The sequence below is a fragment of the Noviherbaspirillum pedocola genome, from assembly GCF_016632335.1.
In the GTDB taxonomy this organism is placed as follows: Bacteria; Pseudomonadota; Gammaproteobacteria; order Burkholderiales; family Burkholderiaceae_D; genus Noviherbaspirillum_A; species Noviherbaspirillum_A pedocola.
Map to the genome: position 1 here is coordinate 164,884 of NZ_JAEPBG010000007.1, position 17,617 is coordinate 182,500.

The following is a 17,617-nucleotide window of genomic DNA, read 5'->3' on the forward strand; positions in this document are numbered from 1 at the left end:
TTGTCCTCGCGCGCTTGTGTTTGCAAAGCGACGGTTGTGACGACACGATGCATCACGCTCCGTCGCGCAGGCCCTCATGCGCGGTCCTGCGCCTGATGCGCAGCGCTTTTCTCTGCCGGCAGATTGGTTTCACCGGGCAGGAGCGTATCGGCGGGAAGCGGCGGCAATTGCGCCAGCCGCGCATAGATCGGGGTGAAATCCGGCGTCGTATCTTCGAACAGTTGCTCGAAGCTGCGGATGACGAAGTAGGTGTCCTGGTAATCGTCGATGCGGTACAGCGTGCGCATGACGCGCTCGAGCTCGAAGGGGATGCGGCGCGGCTTGTCACTGGACAGGCAATGGACGATTTCGCCGCCCGAGGACAGGATGCCGGCGCCGTAAGCGCGCAAGCCGTCGCTGTCCTGAATCAGGCCGAATTCGATGGTGTACCAGTACAGCCGGGCCAGGTAAGGCAGGCCGTCCAGGCCCATCGCCTTCAGGCCGCCGCGGCCATAGGCTTGCAGATGGTCGGCGAAGGTGGGGTTCGACAGCAGCGGCACATGGCCGAAGAAATCATGGAACAGGTCCGGCTCGACGATGTAGTCGAATTCTTCCGGCTTGCGCAGCCATACCGTCACCGGAAAGCGCCGCTCGGCCAGATGTCCGAAGAACACCGCGTCCGGCACCAGGCCCGGCACCGCGACCAGGCGCCAGCCGGTGGCGCGCTGCAGGATTTCCGAGATCTGGTCGAAGCGCGGTATGCGTTCGCGGGCATCGAGCCGGGCCAGGCTGTCGATGAATACGCGCGCCGCCCGTCCCGGCAACAGCCTTTCCTGGCGTTGGTACAGCCGGCGCCAGAGCGCGTGCTGCGCCTCCGTGTAGCTGTCCCAATCCTGTTCGACCACGTACTGCGCATCGGCGCGGCTGTAGTCGCCGCGCAGCTCGCCGCCCGCTGATTTCTCTTTCAGGGATTGCAGGAAGGCTTCCTGCTGCGCCGGATAGGAAGACGTTGTCATGCGGGCCAGTATCCCACTTTTCAAAGGCGGATGCCGGCGGTTTGGTCGTTATTCGCACGGGCCGTGCAAACCATCGGGAGGGGAAGTGGTGCCTGGCGCTTGCGATGCGTCAGGAAGAGCGGGCGCGGGGTCCGGCAGCGGTTGCGCCCGCTCCTTGCTGGTATCAGCGCTGATGCGTCTTTGACAGGCTGGCCAGCCACTTGCTGGCTGCGCGCGCATTGGCTTTCAGGGTGTAGTCGAACACTGCGACCTGTTCCTGCATTGCTTCCTGCAGCACGCTGGCCGCATCCGGCGGCGTGAGCTTCAGGTAGGCGTCGGCTTCGCCATAGGAACGTTCGATCTTCATGCCGGACTTCTTCGCGATATGCATCATGACCCGGTTCGACGCCAGGCAATGCATGTACAGCGTATCGACGTCCGCATTGCGGCAATGGATGGCGGCGCGTTCGAACAGCCGGCTGCCCACGCCCATGCCACGCGCTTCCGGCAGCACCGACACGCCGAATTCGGCGACCCGCTCCTTCGTGGTGGCATCGCGCACCGCCGGCAGCGCTTCGCGCGGCGCAAAAGCCAGATGACCGACGCCGACAAGACGAAAGTTGGTGTCATAGACGCCGAAGATGCTGTCGCGCGCAAAATTCAGTTTCTGCACATAGCGGGTGATCAGCTCATCGGGCAGCACCGAGCCGAAACGCAGAAGCCGGTCCGAATCGGGAAGCGCAAGGAAATGATTCAGCAGCCGGCGGCGGTCGCGTTCGGCCAGTTCCTTGACGCGAACCGGGAATTTTTCCGTCCCCTTTTCCGGCTCGCGTGCGGTCCAGCGGGAAAAAGCATTGGTGATCAGATTCATAGTGACTCCTGGGCGCGCATGGTGCAGCGCACAAACCATTCTAGGACAATTGCATAGATGGGGCTTGAACACCCTGTCTAAAGCGATAGGGGTTGATGACTATCAAGCAGAAAGGCCGCCGCGAAACCGGGATTTTCGAGCACTTGGACAGGAAATGCGATGGAGGAAATGCAAGCGGGAAAAATTTTGGCTCATGCGGAGAAATGCATTAACGCATTTGCAACTGCAGCAATTCGCGCCTCGCGTACGGCTTGCGGTATGCGTAGCGGTTCGCTTGGCCAACGTTCCCTGGTTTCGCCGGCAATCGCACCAGCGTCCACGCTGCGTGCTGCGTCAAGTGCGATGTGCAAGCGCTGTGCTTGTGGGAAAGAAGACAGCTCGCTGGTGGACGCCAATTGCGCACAGCGCGCCGCTTCCAGGCATTCCAGGAAACGTTCGGGCTTGCGGAAGGCGTCGCAACGCTCCAGCAGGGTGACCAGTTCAGCCGGCGTCGCGCCTGAAGAACCCGTGATTTGGCCGAATTCGCGCGCGGTCATCACTGCGAGGTCACGGCATTCATTCGGCGCCTTCAGGCGGCGGTTGACCGAGTCGACGGCCTTTGCGCCTTCCGGCAACGCGCCCAGCGCCTGCAGCATCGCGGCGTAGCGCACAGGCAGGGGCTCGGACAGCTGCGCCGCGACATCGACCACGCGCAGCATCTGCTCGCCGGCGCTGCCCGCTTCCTGGTCCGCATTCGAAGCGGGAAGCTGCCATAAGGATTCCACTTCCGGCAGCAGGCGAGCCAGCGCGCCGCAGCCGCGCAGCACCGCGAACATGCGCGAGGGTTGTTGCTCCATCAACCCGCGCGCCACTTCCTGCCACACCCGTTCCGGCACCAGCGCATCGACTTCGCCGGCCTCGACCATCGCGCGCATCAAGGCATTCGTTTCCGGGGCGACCAAGAAATCGGTGAAACGCGCCGCAAAACGCGCCAGGCGCAGGATGCGCACCGGGTCTTCGGCGAAGGCGTCGGACACATGGCGAAACAGGCGCGCCTGCAAATCGCGCTGGCCGCCGTGCGGATCGATGAGAACACCGTTCTCGTCCTCGGCAATGGCATTGATGGTCAGGTCACGCCGCACCAGGTCCTGCTCCAGCGTCACGTCCGCCGCGGTATGGAACACGAAACCCTTGTAGCCGGGCGCGGTCTTGCGCTCGGTGCGCGCCAGCGCATATTCCTCACTGGTTTGCGGATGTAGAAAGACCGGGAAATCCTTGCCGACCGGACGAAAGCCGGCGCGGATCATGTCTTCCGGCGTGGCGCCGACGACTACATGGTCGCGATCCTGCACCGGCAAGCCCAGCAGGCGGTCGCGCACCGCGCCGCCGACCACGTAGGTCTTCATTCCGGCTTCACTCCATGTCGAGTTCGAAACGCTCGATCACCTCGGTTTCAGCTTCGGCTTCGCGTATCCACTGGTCCACCGCCGGATGATTCAGCAGGCGGTCGACATAGGCGCGCAGCGCCGGCGCGAGGAAGACGTCGTAGGTGATGAAACGGGTCGCGACCGGCGCGAAATAGGCGTCGGCAATCGAAAAATCGCCGAATAGGAAATCGTAATGGCCGAAGTTCGCCAGGCAGGATTCCCAGATTTCACAGACCCGGCCGATGTCGCCCTGGGCTTCCGGCGTGCGTCCGCGCCCGGGCAGGCGCGCGCGGATATTCATCGTCATCGCGCTGCGCAAGCCCGGGAAACCCGAGTGCATCTCGGCGCAGATACTGCGCGCCAGCGCGCGGCCGACCATGTCCTGTGGCCACATATTCTTTTCCGGGAATTGCTCGGCCAGGTATTCGCAGATCGCCAACGAATCCCAGATGCTGGTTTCCCGCGTCACCAGCACCGGCACCCGGCCTGACGAAGAATAGATGGCGATCTTGTTGCCGGTGTCCGGCTGGTCCAGCGGAATGCGGATTTCCTGGAACGGGATACCAAAGGCCGTCATCGTGACCCAGGCGCGCATCGACCAGGACGAATAATTCTTGTTGGCGATCACCAGCTTGTAAGCGGAATTCTCGGCGGCAGAAAGTGTGGCGGTCAGGGTCGGATCGAGTACGGTGGATTGCATGGCAGGGTCGAGGCTGGAGAAAATCGGTGCGGCGCCTCAGGCGTGGTGCCTGGTGTGCTCGTAGCCGGTCGGGGAAACTTGCGGGCCGATATAGAAAGGGGCGACATCTTCGATGGCGGTCGGCATGGTCACGGTGCCGGGCGCGGCGACATTGTCCACGCGCATCGAATCGAGATTGTCACGGCTCATCACCGGGCCGCCCGGCGCATGCTCGAGGAACCAGGCCTGCAAGCGCGCCAGTCCGTTCGGCAGCCCGATCACCGGCCGCGAATGGCCGCTGTACTGCCCGGCCAGGCGCACCAGTTCGCGCAGCGTGTAGACCTTGGGCCCGACCAGCTCGATCACGCGGCCATAGCTGTCATGGTCTTCCAGCGCCTCGACAAAGGCGCCGACCACATCCTCGACATACACCGGCTGGAATTTCGCATCGGCGCCGCCCAGCGGGATGAAAGGGAAACGGCCCTGCAGCTGCGCGAACATGTTGAGAAAACTGTCGCCCTCGCCGAACACCACCGACGGCCGGAAGATCGTCGTGCGCAGCATCGGATCGGACAGGGCGGCCAGTTCGCCGGCCGCCTTGGAACGCAGGTACATCGACGGTCCGTTATCCGACGCGCCCAGCGCGCTCATGTGCAGATAGCGCCGCACGCCGGCCGCGCGGCAGGCGGCTACCACCTTGCGCGGCAATTCCACGTGCGCGCGCGCGAAGTCGGGGCCGTAAGGATGGCCGCGCCGCGAATGCAGCACGCCGACCAGGTTGATCACTGCATCGCAGCCCGCGGCCAGCCGCGCCAGCGTCGCCTCATCGTGAATATCCGCCTGCAGCGCTTCCACGCCCGGCAGCATGATCAGATGCCGCGCATGGGTTTCGCGCCGCGTCGGCAGCAGCACGCGCCGCCCGTCGTCCACCAGGCGCGCCACCAGGCGGCTACCGATGAAGCCGGTGCCGCCCAGCACCAGCAACTTGTCGCAACGGGAAGCGGTGAGCAGTCGCATCAGAAGGCGTCTCCGTTATTGCCGCCGTCATAGCCCTTCGGCGCGACTGTTCCCAGCCTGGCCTTCAGCGATTGCGGCTTGTTGTCGAACAGTGCGGCGTAGTAGGTGGCGTTGGACATCACGTTCTTCACATAGCCGCGGGTTTCATCGAAAGGGATGGTTTCGGCAAAGATTGCGCCTTCCACCGGCCGGGTCAGCGTCGCGCGCCAGGCTTTCGGACGTTTCGGACCGGCATTGTAGGCCGCAGTCGCTAGCGGCTGCGAACCATCCAGCGATTGCAGCACGAAATTCAGGTAGTTCGTCCCCAGCAGGATGTTGGTGTTGACGTCATTGATCTGCCCGGCGCTGAAGCCAGCCAGGCCGATCTTGCGCGCCACTTCCCTGGCGGTGCCGGGCATGATCTGCATCAGGCCGGAGGCGCCGACATGCGAACGCGCCGCCATCACGAAACGCGATTCCTGGCGGATCAGGCCATACACCCAGGCTCGGTCCAGGCCGAGCATTTGCGTGTTGCTATGCATGATGTCGTTGAACGGCGCCGGGAAGCGCTGCGTGAAGTCCACCTCGATCTTGGTGCGGTCAGAGGTATTGACCATGCGGTCGAGCAGATTGTTCTGCCGCGCGAATTCGGCCGCGGCCAGATGCTGGCGCTCGTTCATCCGGCGCAATTCCCAGTTCCATTCGCGATAGCCTTCGAAGCGCATGTTCATGTCGAAAAACTGCATCGCGCGCCGGAATCCGGCGTTCTGCGCCATCACGGCGACTTCCTCGTCGGTAGGCGCCACCGCGCGCGGCGGGATCGTGATCTTCTGGCCGAGTTCTTCCAGCGCGAGCTGGCCGTAGAAATTGGTCTGCTTGGCGATGCTCTGGAATTTTTCCTCGGCGCCGGTCTTGTCGCCTTGTGCCTTGAGGGCGCGGCCGAGCCAGTAGGTCCATGCCGGATCTTTCTTCAATGCGGCCGGCATCGCCTCGATGCCGGTGCGCACCATCGTCCAATCACCGGCGCGCAGCGCACTGCGCACCCACCATTGATAGCCTTCCGGCGACAGCGGCGCGCCGGCCGCCTTTTTCCAGTATTCGAGCGCCACCGGCTGCAGCGACTTGGCCGATTGCAGCGCGATTGCCGACCAGCCGATTGCCACTTCCTGCGGTGACAGGTACGACGAGCCGCCGAGCAGCGCCGCGCCGGCCGCGTCGATATCGTTGCGCGCAACCCGGCCGACCGCGAGCAGGAAGGCTTCATGCACGGCGCGTGGACCGCTTGCGCTGCGCGCGAAAATCGCCGCCGGCTTGTCCAGCGCCTGCGCGACCAAGCCTTCCGGCGCATCGGTGGCCAGCGACAGCTTGCGCGCCGCGCCGAGCTGATTCGATTCCGCCGCCAATCGCACCTGGTACCAGGCATCGTCGGCGCTGAACTGGCCGCGCTCGACCAGCGCCAGCACCAGTGCCGGGCAGGCGTCGCCGTACTGATTCGGCGAGACCAGCAGCGCGCGCGCCTCGGCGGAGACATTCTGGCCGCGGTCGAGCTTGGACATCAGCGCGTAGCATTTGACCTGGGTGTCGTCATCGAGCGCGAATTGCGGATACTGCTCGTCGAAGGTTTCCCAGTCGCCCACGCGACCGAGTTCGAGTAGCCAGTCATTACGCAGCCGGTCGGCGATCGCAGTGCCGTCGTAGCGCTTGAGGAAATCGCGGATGGCGGCCGTCGGCAGCGGCGTGAGCTTCAGCTGCGGCTTCAGGCGGTAGTACTCGATATACGAAGGAATGGAGAAATTGGACAGGCGCGACGCCAGGTCCAGCGCCTTGGTCGCATCGTCGCGGCGGGCGGCGTCGCGCAGCGCGCCGAACATATCCTCGTCACTGGCATAGAGCTCGGCCTTGCGCGGCGGCTGCGCCTGCGCGGCGGGAATCGAGGCGAAAGCACAAGCGGCCAGGAATGCGGCGCTCCATTTGCGGGGGAACATCGGTTTTTGCCTTCTTTTTCAACGAACTTCGGGGCCGACTAGAATAGCATGCCGCCATGCATGAAAAACCGCGGTTGTTGCACCCAGGCACAGGAAAAATCGGATGTTGTCAAAAGCGGAATTAAGGAAATTTTTACTGGATGCGCGCATGCGCTTAAGCATGGAAGAGCGCACGGAAAAGGACTTTGCGATCGGTCAGCGGCTGCTGGCTTTGCTAGAGGCGAATCCGGTGAGCAGTCTGGGCATTTACTGGCCGATCATGGCCGAGCCGGACTTGCGGCCGGCTTACGAGGCTTTAACGGCGCGTGGCGTGGAACTGGCCTTGCCGGTGGTGAAGGAGAAAAATGCGCCGCTGCTGTTTTGTGCATGGAGGCCGGGGGATGCGCTGGAACGGGATGCGCACAAAATTCCGGTGCCGGCGAATCAAAGTCGTTTGGTAGAACCTGGAATGCTGCTGCTTCCCTGTGTCGGCTTTAATGCGCGACGCTTCAGGCTGGGTTATGGCGCGGGGTATTACGATCGGACGCTGGCTTCTTTGTTAAACCCGCCTCGCACGGCGGGGATCGCTTATGCGCTGTGCGAGGCGGGGTTTGTGGAGGATGCGCATGATGTGGCGATGGATTGGGTGATTACCGAAGATGGTCTCGAATAGATTGAGCATCGATAAAATCCGCTTCAACCAGGCAATAGTCCATTTGCAAGAACTGACAGACGGTTCTCTGCAAAACCGTCGGAGGAACGGCTTAGTCCATCGAGTTCTTCGCGAATTTTTTCCACCGCTGCAGCCATTCTCTCAACGTGCGTCACAAGTCTTTGTCCGTTCAAGGTTTCCAGTTCCAGTCGCGCACACGCCATGAACTCTCCAGTTCCGCTGTCAAGTGCAAATGCCGTACCCAAACTCCGGTCTTGAAAGAGATTTGCCTCCAGCAATAATCGCAAAGCAGTCTCTCCACCGGCAAAGGGAGCTGGCCCAATCGAAGAATAAAGGTGAAGAACATTTTGATTAGGGTCGTGCTCGAAGTCGATCAGCATCGCGCCATCAAGTTGAAGACGGGCCATGCCTCGTTCATCCAGAGCGAAATTTGGCAAATTGGCTAAAGCGGCGAAATCAGAAATCACATCCATGGCATTCACCTTTTTCTTCATTTAATCTTCTATTGTTTGGACCTGTTTTATCGGCCCCTTATTTTTTTCGCTTGCATTACGCAAACGGTGATATCCACCGACTTCGGGCTCACGCTCAGTTATATGCCCCGAAAACTCATATTCCCCCAATATAGGCGCACTTACATTACCACTTTCATCCACCAGGAATTCCGCCTCGAGAAAGAAGGATGAAGTATTTTTATCCAAGTTGAATATCCCCCCACCTATGACTTCAAGCGCCTGACTCAATTCCTCGTTACACATTGCAAATTTCACCGAAACCTGTCCATTTTCAAGGCGGGAAAGGTTAAAAACAAAATCCGACTTCGTCGGCACCAAGCTAGATTCATCCGGTGATGCGACACTCATCGATTCCGGCTTCTTCAATTTATCAGAAGACAATTTGAGGAGCGGCTCGCGTATAAACACCTCTTGTATTGAATTGCTGGGGGCTTGATTCAAAATCATCATCAACGATCCAGCCTGATCGTAATTATTTTTGGTGATATTCAATATTTTCTTGTGTGCGCGACTTATCATGGCTTCACGACTGTAACCGCTGGAACCCAAGAATGGTTTCCCATCAAAAAATATACTGAGATCCCGAGGCACATCTTGAGCAAACGCTTTATGCGTATCCTCCACTTTCCTGGCATCAAGCGGAGCGCTTTTTATCGCTCCGACTCTTTGTTGAATGGATGCAGACCAAGACTTCCCAAAATCGTCCAGGTTAACTCCATCATCGCCACTGTCTTTTGTTTTTAGTTGCTTCCCGCTCAAAAACTTAAAAACTCTCTCGGCTTTTCTAAACGCCATCGGAGAAATTTGTTCTTGCGCAGACGTACTTTCAATATCAACCTCAAACACCTCGAACAAGCAATTCAACAACTTGACGAATTCATTACTATGTCCCCCTCCCTCTTTCAGCAACGCAGCACGAAGAGTAATCAGACGCCGAACACAGCCATCTGACGTCAAATTTATCTTTTCAATAGGGTCAAAACCATCAAATAATTTCTTAAGAATTTCGGATGGGCTGGACTGCGGGAACATTAATTGTTGTTTTCCGACGTAGCTCTTCAATTTGAAAATTCCTTCATACATACGCATAAAACTATTCTCAGAGCAACTGAATAGCAGCGCATTTCTCACTGCATGGTCAGGCATGAAAGGTTTTTTTATCGCATGTATTGGACTTCTTTTTTTATATTCGTCAGCTAGTTTTTTGGTGAACGGGGATTTTGGGTAAGCATCTTTGCCGAGCTTCATCAGTTCCGTCAGCTCATCATCGTAAAGGCGCTCGGGGAGCTTGCATTTGGCATTGAAATCAGCTTCACGCTGCTTCTGGCGCATTTTTAGCTTTTCAGTAAGATTTCGCGAAAGATCCAGCTTGATCTGTTGACTGGCCTCTTCCCACCAATTTTTCTTACTCGGATTCATCCCAAGAGTACTAGCCAACATAGATTCACATTTACCAAAAACAGTATCATTCCCAATGCTAGCTTCAAGCAAAGCAAACTTTGCTTTTACGCTTGCTTGACTCCAAAGTATATCGAACTGCTGTTTGATTTCAGAGGAGATATCAAACCCACCATGGACCTTAAGCTCCATAACGACATCTTGTAAAAGATCGCCATTCACATCTCCATTCGATGCAGCACTAAAAAGATATTCCAACGGTTTTCGCATGGATTGAGCAACACAGCTTTTCACTGCATTTTCAAGGTGATCTACGACGCCATGACTTCTACAGAAAAGCTCATTGTCCTTTTTTATCTTCGTGAGCGCATTCCGGACGTTTAACTCCTGCTCCGCACTCAGACCAGAAAAATGTTTGGCCAATATTTCAGGAAACAATTTTGCTTTTTCACTTGTATAGCCGCACAAAGCTGATGCCGCCTCAAAACTGTGCTGCAGCTTTTTCCAAAGCCGTGCATCCTTTTTTGGATCAAACTTTCCCTGCTTCTCCATCAAGAATCGGATCACTTCCCCAATGTCACGGGACAGGTCCGCTATTGCATGTCTCTCATGCATGGAGCGACGCGCTTCGGTACGCAAGGTCGTCAGATTTTCGAAATGTCTTTCAAAAAAGCTGCGGATATAGGACAAGCGACTCGGCCTGAAAATCGCTCTGGGTTGCGGCGCGGATTGCTGAACGAGCGTTCGCGTTCCAATAAATCCAAGCCTCTCTTCATTGTTCAATGCAGGCGCAATGGAATCGGCGAAGGATTGCGCAGGAATTTGGCTTCTTGCTTGTATAACGGATGAGCTCATGATGGGAAGCGGACTTGGTCCTGAGAAGAGTGCTTCCTTGAGTATCAGCGTCGAAAAAATGGTTCGCGATTTCGCAATCGCTCGGACCTGAAGGCTGGCCGGATAAAAAAACCGGACTTAGGCAGGAAATGGAAGGGATCGCGACATCCGGCAGATATCGCGATCCTTGATGAAGAGGAGAATCAGCCGCTCAAACCCAGCCGCTGCCAGATCTCGGTCGTCGGACCGGCCTGGTTCAAAGTATAGAAATGCAGGCCCGGCGCGCCGCCCGCCAGGAGGCGTTCGCACAACTGCGTCACCACATCCAGCCCAAACGCCTTCAGCGACTCGACATCGTCGCCAAAACTCGCCAGCTTCAGCCGGATCCAGCGTGGAATCTCGGCGCCGCACATGTCGGAGAAGCGCACCAGCTGCGCGTAATTCGTGATCGGCATGATGCCGGCCACGATGGGCACGTCCACGCCCTGCTTTCTCGCATCGTCGACGAAACGGAAATACGCGTCGGCGTTGTAGAAGTACTGGGTGATCGCCGCATCCGCGCCGGCACGCACCTTGCTGACGAAATGGCGCAGGTCATCCTCCGGCGATTTCGCCTGCGGATGGCTTTCCGGATAGGCCGCGGCTTCGATGTGGAACCAGTCGCCGGTTTCCTGGCGAATGAAGGCGATCAGCTGTTCCGCATACACAAATTCGCCGGACGACGCCTCCAGCCGGCCGTAGCCGCTCGGCAGATCGCCGCGCAACGCCACCACCCGCCGCACATCGTGCGCCTTGTACTCGGCCAGCATCGCGCGCAATTCATCGCGGTCGCGGCCGATGCAGGACAGGTGCGGCGCGGCGTCGTGGCCTTCGGCCTTGATCTCGAACACGGTGTCACGGGTGCCGGCCTGGGTAGATCCGCCGGCGCCGAAGGTCACCGAGAAATAGCGCGGCTGCAGTTCCGCCAGCTTGGCGCGAGTGGCGCGCAGCTTTTGCGCGCCTTCCGGCGTCTTCGGCGGAAAAAGTTCGATGCTGTAAATCTTGTCGGACATGGTTATCTCAGCAACAGGGAAGACAGTCCCCAGGAGATGATGCTGTAAATCAGCGCGCCCAAGATCGCCGAACCAAAGCCGGCCACCGCGAATCCGCCCACCAGGTTCGCCACCAGCCAGAACATCAGGCCGTTGATGATGAAGATGAACAGGCCCAGCGTCAGTACGGTCACCGGCAGCGTCAGCACCACCAGGATCGGCCGGATCAGGGTGTTGACCAGCGCCAGGATAGCGGCGGCGACGAGCGCCGTTCCTATGCTCTGGATGTACACCGAGCGCAGCAGGTAAGGCACCAGGAACAGGGCGATGGCATTGATGATCCAGGCGAGCAGCAGGCGCATGCATCCTCCTTGAGGGACGACGAACAGGAAAACGGGGCGAATCTTCGCCCCGTGCCCAGGAGGCGGGCGATACGCCGCCCGGCCCCCTGCCCTACTCAGTAGCGGTAATGCTCCGGCTTGAACGGGCCTTCCTTCTGCACGCCGATGTAGGCGGCCTGCTCCTGGGTCAGCTCGGTCAGCTGCGCATTGAGCTTCTTCAGCTGCAGCCTGGCGACCTTTTCATCCAGGTGCTTCGGCAGCGTGTACACGCCGACCGGGTACTTGTCGGTGTTGGTGTACAGCTCGATCTGGGCGATGGTCTGGTTCGCGAACGAGGAGCTCATAACGTAGGACGGATGGCCTGTGCCGCAGCCCAGGTTCACCAGGCGACCTTCGGCCAGCAGGATGATGCGCTTGCCGTCCGGGAAGATGATGTGATCCACCTGCGGCTTGATGTTTTCCCAGGTGTACTGGCGCAGCGCGGCGACTTCAATTTCATTGTCGAAGTGGCCGATGTTGCAGACGATGGCCTGGTCTTTCATCTTCTTCATGTGCTCGTGGGTGATCACATGGTAGTTGCCGGTCGCGGTGACGAAGATGTCGCCATGCTCGGCGGCGTAGTCCATGGTCACGACGCGGTAGCCTTCCATCGCGGCCTGCAGCGCGCAGATCGGGTCGATCTCGGTGACCCACACCTGCGCCGACAGCGCGCGCAGCGCCTGGGCCGAACCCTTGCCCACGTCGCCGTAGCCGGCGACCACGGCGATCTTGCCGGCGACCATCACGTCGGTGGCGCGCTTGATGCCGTCGACCAGCGATTCGCGGCAGCCGTACAGGTTGTCGAACTTGGACTTGGTGACCGAGTCGTTGACGTTGATCGCCGGGAAGGCCAGCTTCAGCTCGCGGTGCATCTGGTAGAGGCGATGCACGCCGGTGGTGGTTTCCTCGGTCACGCCCTTGATCTGCGCCAGGCGGGTGGAATACCAGTTCGGCTGGGTCGCGAGGCGCTTCTTGATCGAGTTGAACAGGCAGATTTCCTCTTCGGAACCCGGATTGTCCAGCACCGACGCGTCCTTCTCGGCGCGGGTACCGAGGTGCAGCAGCAGGGTGGCGTCGCCGCCGTCGTCGAGGATCATGTTGGCGTACTGCGGACCCTCGGCGGTGTCCGGCCATTCGAAGATGCGGTGCGTGAATTCCCAGTAGTCGTCCAGCGTTTCGCCCTTGAACGCGAACACCGGGGTGCCGTTGTCGGCGATTGCGGCGGCGGCGTGGTCCTGGGTCGAGTAGATGTTGCAGGAAGCCCAGCGTACCTTGGCGCCGAGCGCTTCCAGGGTCTGGATCAGCACCGCGGTCTGGATCGTCATGTGGATCGAGCCGGTGATGCGGGCGCCTTTCAACGGCTGGCTGGCGGCATATTCCTCGCGGATTGCCATCAGGCCGGGCATTTCGGTTTCGGCGATGCGGATTTCCTTGTGGCCCCAATCGGCCAGGGACAGATCGGCGACGACGAAATCTTGCTGGTTCTGGGAAGTGTTCTGGGAAGTTTGTGGCAGGGCGCTCATCACGCCTCCTTTCCTTGAAAAATGAATTAAGAAAAAGTGAACGTGAGCGCGGTTGAATCAGGAAGTTCCGTCAAGCCTGGCAGGATGGGGAATCCTGTCGCAACGCTCCTTGACGAACCGGGGATTGTAAAGGAATTGGCGGGGAGTGTCAGCGGGGATCGAAGGAAGCCCGGTTCGGTTGTGCTACTTTGTCGAACCGGCGGCGAAAGCAAATCAACCTTTAAATTTCCTCATGGAAGCAAGGATTTCCGTGGCGATTTCGACGACCTCGTCGCAAAACATTGGCAGCGCATTCTTTCCATCCGCATCCTTTTGGATTGACTGTTGCAGCGCTGAGTAAAACCCGGTTTCTTTCTGGAGCTCACTGAGCAGCACCGCTCTTTGCTGCAGGTCTCTTCCCTTGAAACCATCAGTGATGATTTGCTCGAGCATTTGCTCCCTGTCCGGCGCATCAACAATCAAGGCTTGAAAGCGCGCAAACGCTTTAACCGCCTTGGTGAAGTCCCTAGGCGCCTTGCCTAGCGGACCAGCTTCCTTGATGTGATTGAGCGCTTCCTTGAATGCTGCTGTGGCTCGCCATCGCACCAGTGTTCTCGGCATTGATGGTGTAAGGGATTGCGGCAAGCGAAACCGCAAGCTGAGCATGTTGAACCAGTTTCGGGAGGAGTGGTGGCTTGCTTTGGGCGCGGGAGCGGGAACAGCATTGGCTGCAAGCTGCCTATTGCCCAGCTTGCCTACCCTCTCATCCTGCTCGTGCCCCGGGGTGGAGAAAAAGCTTCTTACATTTTCGACAAAGTTGGCGGCGATGCGGTACATCCTGACCTCCATGCGTTAGGGAACGGCCCTTACGTAACCGCATGAAAGCCAGGGTTCGAGACGTTTTTTCCGCAGAATCGCCTTACGCCGTGGTCAGCTTCTGCTTCAGCAACTCCGTCAACTGCCCCGGATTCGCCTTGCCGCGCGAAGCCTTCATCGCCTGGCCGATCAGCGCGTTCAGCGCCTTTTCCTTGCCGGCGCGGAATTCCTCCACCGATTTCGCGTTCGCGGCCAGCACCTCGTCGACGATCTTTTCCAGCGCGCCGGAATCCGAGATCTGCTTCAAGCCCTTGGCGTCGATGACTTCATCGGCCAGGTTTGCCGATGCAGACTTCGCTTCCCACATCGCGCCGAACACTTCCTTGGCGATCTTGTTGGAAATCGTGCCGTCGGCGATGCGCTTCAACAGCAGCGCGAGCTGCTCTGCCGACACCGGCGCCTCGGCAATGTCTACGCCTTCGCGGTTCAGCGTCGAGGCGACGTCGCCCATGAGCCAGTTCGCGGCCGCCTTGGCCTGCTCGCGGCCGGCGGCGGCCACCGCGGCTTCAAAATACGCCGCCATCGCCTTCGACTGCGTCAGCACCATCGCGTCGTATTCGGGCAGACCGTAGTCGGCGACGAAGCGCTCGCGCATCGCGCCCGGCAGTTCCGGCATGTCGGCCTTTACGCGGTCGATCCAGGCTTGCGAAATCGCCAGCGGCGGCAGGTCCGGGTCCGGGAAATAGCGATAATCCTGTGCATCTTCCTTGCTGCGCATCGAACGGGTTTCGCGGCGATCCGGGTCGTACAGCCGGGTTTCCTGCACCACGCGGCCGCCATCCTCAATCAGCTCGATCTGGCGGCGCACTTCGATGTTGATCGCCTCTTCCAGGAAGCGGAACGAGTTCAGGTTCTTGATTTCGCAGCGGGTGCCGTATTCCTTCTGGCCGACCGGGCGCACCGAGACGTTCGCATCGCAGCGGAACGAACCTTCCTGCATGTTGCCGTCGCACACGCCCAGCCAGGTCACCAGCGCATGCAGCGCCTTCGCATAAGCCACCGCCTCGGCGGCGCTGCGCATATCCGGCTCGGTGACGATTTCCAAAAGCGGCGTGCCGGCGCGATTCAAATCGATGCCGGTCATGCCCTGGTAATCCTCGTGCAGCGACTTGCCGGCGTCTTCCTCGAGATGGGCGCGGGTCAGATGCACGGTGCGCATCTCGGGCTTGCCGTCGCGCTCGAGGATGAAGGAGAGCGTGCCGCCCTGCACTACCGGAATCTCATACTGGCTGATCTGGTAACCCTTGGGCAGATCGGGGTAAAAGTAATTCTTGCGCGCGAACACCGAGCGCGGCGCAATCGTCGCGCCGATGGCCAGGCCAAATTGAATCGCACGCTCGACCGCGCCACGATTCAGCACCGGCAGCACGCCGGGCAGCGCCAGGTCCACCGGGCAAGCCTGCGTGTTCGGTTCGGCGCCGAAGCGCGTCGATGCGCCGGAAAAGATCTTCGATTGGGTCGTGAGCTGCGCATGCGTCTCCAGACCGATAACGACTTCCCACTGCATGTTTTCCTCGCTCTCTTACTGTTGCCCAGGCTGGCGCAAATGCCAGTCGGTCGCGCGCTGGTACTGGTGCGCGATGTTGAGCAGTTTCGCTTCGCCGAAATAATTGCCGATCAATTGCAGGCCGACCGGGCGCTTGCCATTCTTTTCGCCCTGGCCGAAGCCGCAGGGAATCGACATGCCGGGCAAACCGGCCAGGCTGGCGCCGAGGGTGAAGATGTCGGCCAGGTAATTGGCGACCGGGTCGTCGGCCTTCGCGCCCAAATCCCAGGCCACGGTTGGTGCGACCGGCCCCATGATGACGTCGCATTGCGTGAACGCCTGCCGGAAATCGTCGGCGATCAGGCGGCGGATCTTCTGCGCCTGCAGGTAATAGGCGTCGTAATAGCCGTGCGACAGCACATAGGCGCCGACCAGGATGCGGCGCTTGACTTCCTCGCCGAAGCCCTCGGAGCGGGTCTTGCGGTACATATCGGCCAGGTCGGTGTATTGCGCGGCGCGGTGGCCGTAGCGCACGCCGTCGAAGCGCGACAGATTGGACGACGCCTCGGCCGGCGCGATCACGTAGTACACCGGAATCGACAGCTCGGTCTTTGGCAGCGAGATCTCGACCAGCGTTGCGCCGAGCTTTTCATACTCGGTAAGCGCCGCGCGAATTGCAGCTTCGACGTCGGCGGACAGGCCGGGACCGAAATATTCCTTGGGCACGCCTATGCGCAGACCCTTCAAATCCTTTTCCAGATCGCGGGTGTAATCCTCGCGATCGCGCTCGACGCTGGTGGAATCGCGCGGATCGAAGCCGGCCATGGCGTTCAACAGCAGCGCGCAATCCTCGGCGGTGCGCGCTATCGGGCCGCCCTGGTCGAGCGACGAGGCGAAGGCGATCATGCCGTAGCGCGACACCCGGCCATACGTCGGCTTGATACCGGTCACGCCGCAGAACGCGGCCGGCTGACGAATCGAGCCGCCGGTATCGGTCGCAGTGGCTGCCGGCGCCAGGCCGGCGGCAATCGCCACCGCCGAGCCGCCGGAAGAGCCGCCGGGCACGGCGCTCGTATCCCACGGATTCTTCGCCGGGCCGAAATACGAATTCTCGTTGGACGAGCCCATCGCGAATTCATCGCAGTTGAGCTTGCCCAGCGTCACCATGCCGGCCGCCTGGAAAGCTTCGACGACGCTCGCGTCGAAGGGGCTGACATAGTTTTCCAGCATGCGCGAGCCGGCGGTCGAGCGCCAGCCGCGGGTGACGAAGATGTCCTTGTGCGCGATCGGAATGCCGGTGAGCGGGGCGGCATTGCCGGCGGCGAGCCTTTTATCCGCCTCGGCAGCCTGCGCCAGTGTCAGTTCGGGTTGGATATCGATGTAGGCATTCAGGTCGCTCGCCTGGGCGCGCTCGAGATAGCCCTGCGCCAGCTCGGTTGCGGAAACTTCCCTGTCGCGCAGCAGCGCCGACAATTCCTTGATGGTCTTGGTATGCATGAGTTCGGTATGGACGATGACGGCTTATTCGATGACCTTGGGCACGAGGTACAGGCCGTCCTGCACTGCGGGTGCGGGAGCCTGGTAATCGTCGCGGCGATTCGGTTCGGAAACTTCATCGTTGCGCAAACGCAACGAAAAATCCGCATCATAAGCGGTGATCGGTTGGGACAAAGGTTCGACGCCGGAGGTGTCCACCGCCTTCATCTGCTCCACCAAAGCGAAGATGCCGTTGAGTTTTTCCAGGGTGCTTTGCGCCTGGTTTTCATTCAGATCCAGCTGCGCGAGCTGCGCCAATCGTTTTACGTCGGACAGGGCTAGGGACATGGTCAAAGCGCGCCGTCAGGGCGCGTTGGGGTGAGTTGACGGAATGATCAAGATGATTGATTAGACGACAAAAAATCTGACAAAACTTGCAATGGGGTATTGATTTTCCAGAGTTTCCGCGTCTATTTGAGCGCGAATTATAAGGTAGAATGTCGCGCTGATTCTGCGGATCCCTCCCGCAACGCCTCCTGCGGCCCCCCACTAACTC

The 17,617-nt window shown here is 59.7% G+C and carries 16 protein-coding genes and 1 riboswitch; of the genes, 1 reads left to right on the forward strand and 15 read right to left on the reverse strand.

From position 1 onward, the window contains the following. Window positions 1-74 precede the first annotated feature (74 nt). The 6 genes from phhA to JJB74_RS17305 form a co-directional block, all read right to left on the reverse strand. The gene (phhA, locus tag JJB74_RS17280; protein WP_200593771.1) at window positions 75-995 is read right to left on the reverse strand and encodes a phenylalanine 4-monooxygenase; all 921 of its coding nucleotides are present in this window, start codon (window positions 993-995) and stop codon (window positions 75-77) included. Window positions 996-1,158: 163 nt separating this feature from the next. Continuing rightward, complete coding sequence (locus tag JJB74_RS17285) at window positions 1,159-1,845, reverse strand: GNAT family N-acetyltransferase (RefSeq protein WP_200593773.1); 687 nt, start codon at window positions 1,843-1,845, stop codon at window positions 1,159-1,161. Between the two features lie 191 nt (window positions 1,846-2,036). Continuing rightward, complete coding sequence (locus JJB74_RS17290) at window positions 2,037-3,230, reverse strand: multifunctional CCA addition/repair protein (RefSeq protein WP_200593775.1); 1,194 nt, start codon at window positions 3,228-3,230, stop codon at window positions 2,037-2,039. 7 nt (window positions 3,231-3,237) lie between these two features. Then, on the reverse strand, window positions 3,238-3,951 hold the full coding sequence (locus JJB74_RS17295) for a glutathione S-transferase family protein (RefSeq protein WP_200593777.1): 714 nt from the start codon (window positions 3,949-3,951) through the stop codon (window positions 3,238-3,240). A gap of 36 nt (window positions 3,952-3,987) precedes the next feature. Continuing rightward, window positions 3,988-4,947, reverse strand: a complete 960-nt coding sequence (locus JJB74_RS17300; protein WP_200593779.1) for a complex I NDUFA9 subunit family protein — start codon at window positions 4,945-4,947, stop codon at window positions 3,988-3,990. Further along, the gene (locus JJB74_RS17305; protein ID WP_200593781.1) at window positions 4,947-6,911 is read right to left on the reverse strand and encodes a lytic transglycosylase domain-containing protein; all 1,965 of its coding nucleotides are present in this window, start codon (window positions 6,909-6,911) and stop codon (window positions 4,947-4,949) included. The genes JJB74_RS17300 and JJB74_RS17305 overlap by 1 nt, the downstream gene beginning before the upstream one ends. Window positions 6,912-7,014: 103 nt before the next feature. On the opposite strand from JJB74_RS17305, the gene JJB74_RS17310 reads away from it, so the two are divergent. Continuing rightward, the gene (locus tag JJB74_RS17310) at window positions 7,015-7,563 is read left to right on the forward strand and encodes a 5-formyltetrahydrofolate cyclo-ligase (RefSeq protein WP_200593783.1); all 549 of its coding nucleotides are present in this window, start codon (window positions 7,015-7,017) and stop codon (window positions 7,561-7,563) included. 23 nt (window positions 7,564-7,586) lie between these two features. Here the strand turns inward: JJB74_RS17310 and JJB74_RS17315 are convergent, their stop codons facing one another. The 9 genes from JJB74_RS17315 to gatC all read right to left on the reverse strand — a co-directional run bounded on the left by JJB74_RS17315 (window position 7,587) and on the right by gatC (window position 17,409). Further along, window positions 7,587-8,057, reverse strand: coding sequence for a type III secretion system chaperone (locus tag JJB74_RS17315; RefSeq protein WP_200593785.1), 471 nt, complete (start codon window positions 8,055-8,057; stop codon window positions 7,587-7,589). Then, complete coding sequence (locus JJB74_RS17320; protein ID WP_200593787.1) at window positions 8,058-10,331, reverse strand: hypothetical protein; 2,274 nt, start codon at window positions 10,329-10,331, stop codon at window positions 8,058-8,060. 182 nt (window positions 10,332-10,513) lie between these two features. Further along, window positions 10,514-11,362, reverse strand: a complete 849-nt coding sequence (gene metF / locus JJB74_RS17325; protein ID WP_200593789.1) for a methylenetetrahydrofolate reductase [NAD(P)H] — start codon at window positions 11,360-11,362, stop codon at window positions 10,514-10,516. A 2-nt stretch (window positions 11,363-11,364) separates the two neighbouring features. Continuing rightward, entirely contained in the window at window positions 11,365-11,703 is a 339-nt protein-coding gene (locus JJB74_RS17330; RefSeq protein WP_200593791.1) for a phage holin family protein, read from the reverse strand. A gap of 95 nt (window positions 11,704-11,798) precedes the next feature. After that, window positions 11,799-13,244: an adenosylhomocysteinase gene (ahcY, locus tag JJB74_RS17335; RefSeq protein WP_200593793.1), complete on the reverse strand. Its 1,446-nt coding sequence runs from the start codon at window positions 13,242-13,244 to the stop codon at window positions 11,799-11,801. 37 nt (window positions 13,245-13,281) lie between these two features. After that, a riboswitch (S-adenosyl-L-homocysteine riboswitch) is annotated at window positions 13,282-13,361 on the reverse strand. Between the two features lie 96 nt (window positions 13,362-13,457). Then, entirely contained in the window at window positions 13,458-14,060 is a 603-nt protein-coding gene (locus JJB74_RS17340) for a hypothetical protein (protein WP_200593795.1), read from the reverse strand. A gap of 82 nt (window positions 14,061-14,142) precedes the next feature. Further along, on the reverse strand, window positions 14,143-15,606 hold the full coding sequence (gene gatB / locus JJB74_RS17345; protein ID WP_200593797.1) for an Asp-tRNA(Asn)/Glu-tRNA(Gln) amidotransferase subunit GatB: 1,464 nt from the start codon (window positions 15,604-15,606) through the stop codon (window positions 14,143-14,145). Between the two features lie 15 nt (window positions 15,607-15,621). After that, window positions 15,622-17,082, reverse strand: a complete 1,461-nt coding sequence (gene gatA, locus JJB74_RS17350) for an Asp-tRNA(Asn)/Glu-tRNA(Gln) amidotransferase subunit GatA (protein WP_200593799.1) — start codon at window positions 17,080-17,082, stop codon at window positions 15,622-15,624. Between the two features lie 24 nt (window positions 17,083-17,106). Then, the gene (gatC, locus tag JJB74_RS17355; protein ID WP_200593801.1) at window positions 17,107-17,409 is read right to left on the reverse strand and encodes an Asp-tRNA(Asn)/Glu-tRNA(Gln) amidotransferase subunit GatC; all 303 of its coding nucleotides are present in this window, start codon (window positions 17,407-17,409) and stop codon (window positions 17,107-17,109) included. Between the last annotated feature and the right edge of the window lie 208 nt (window positions 17,410-17,617).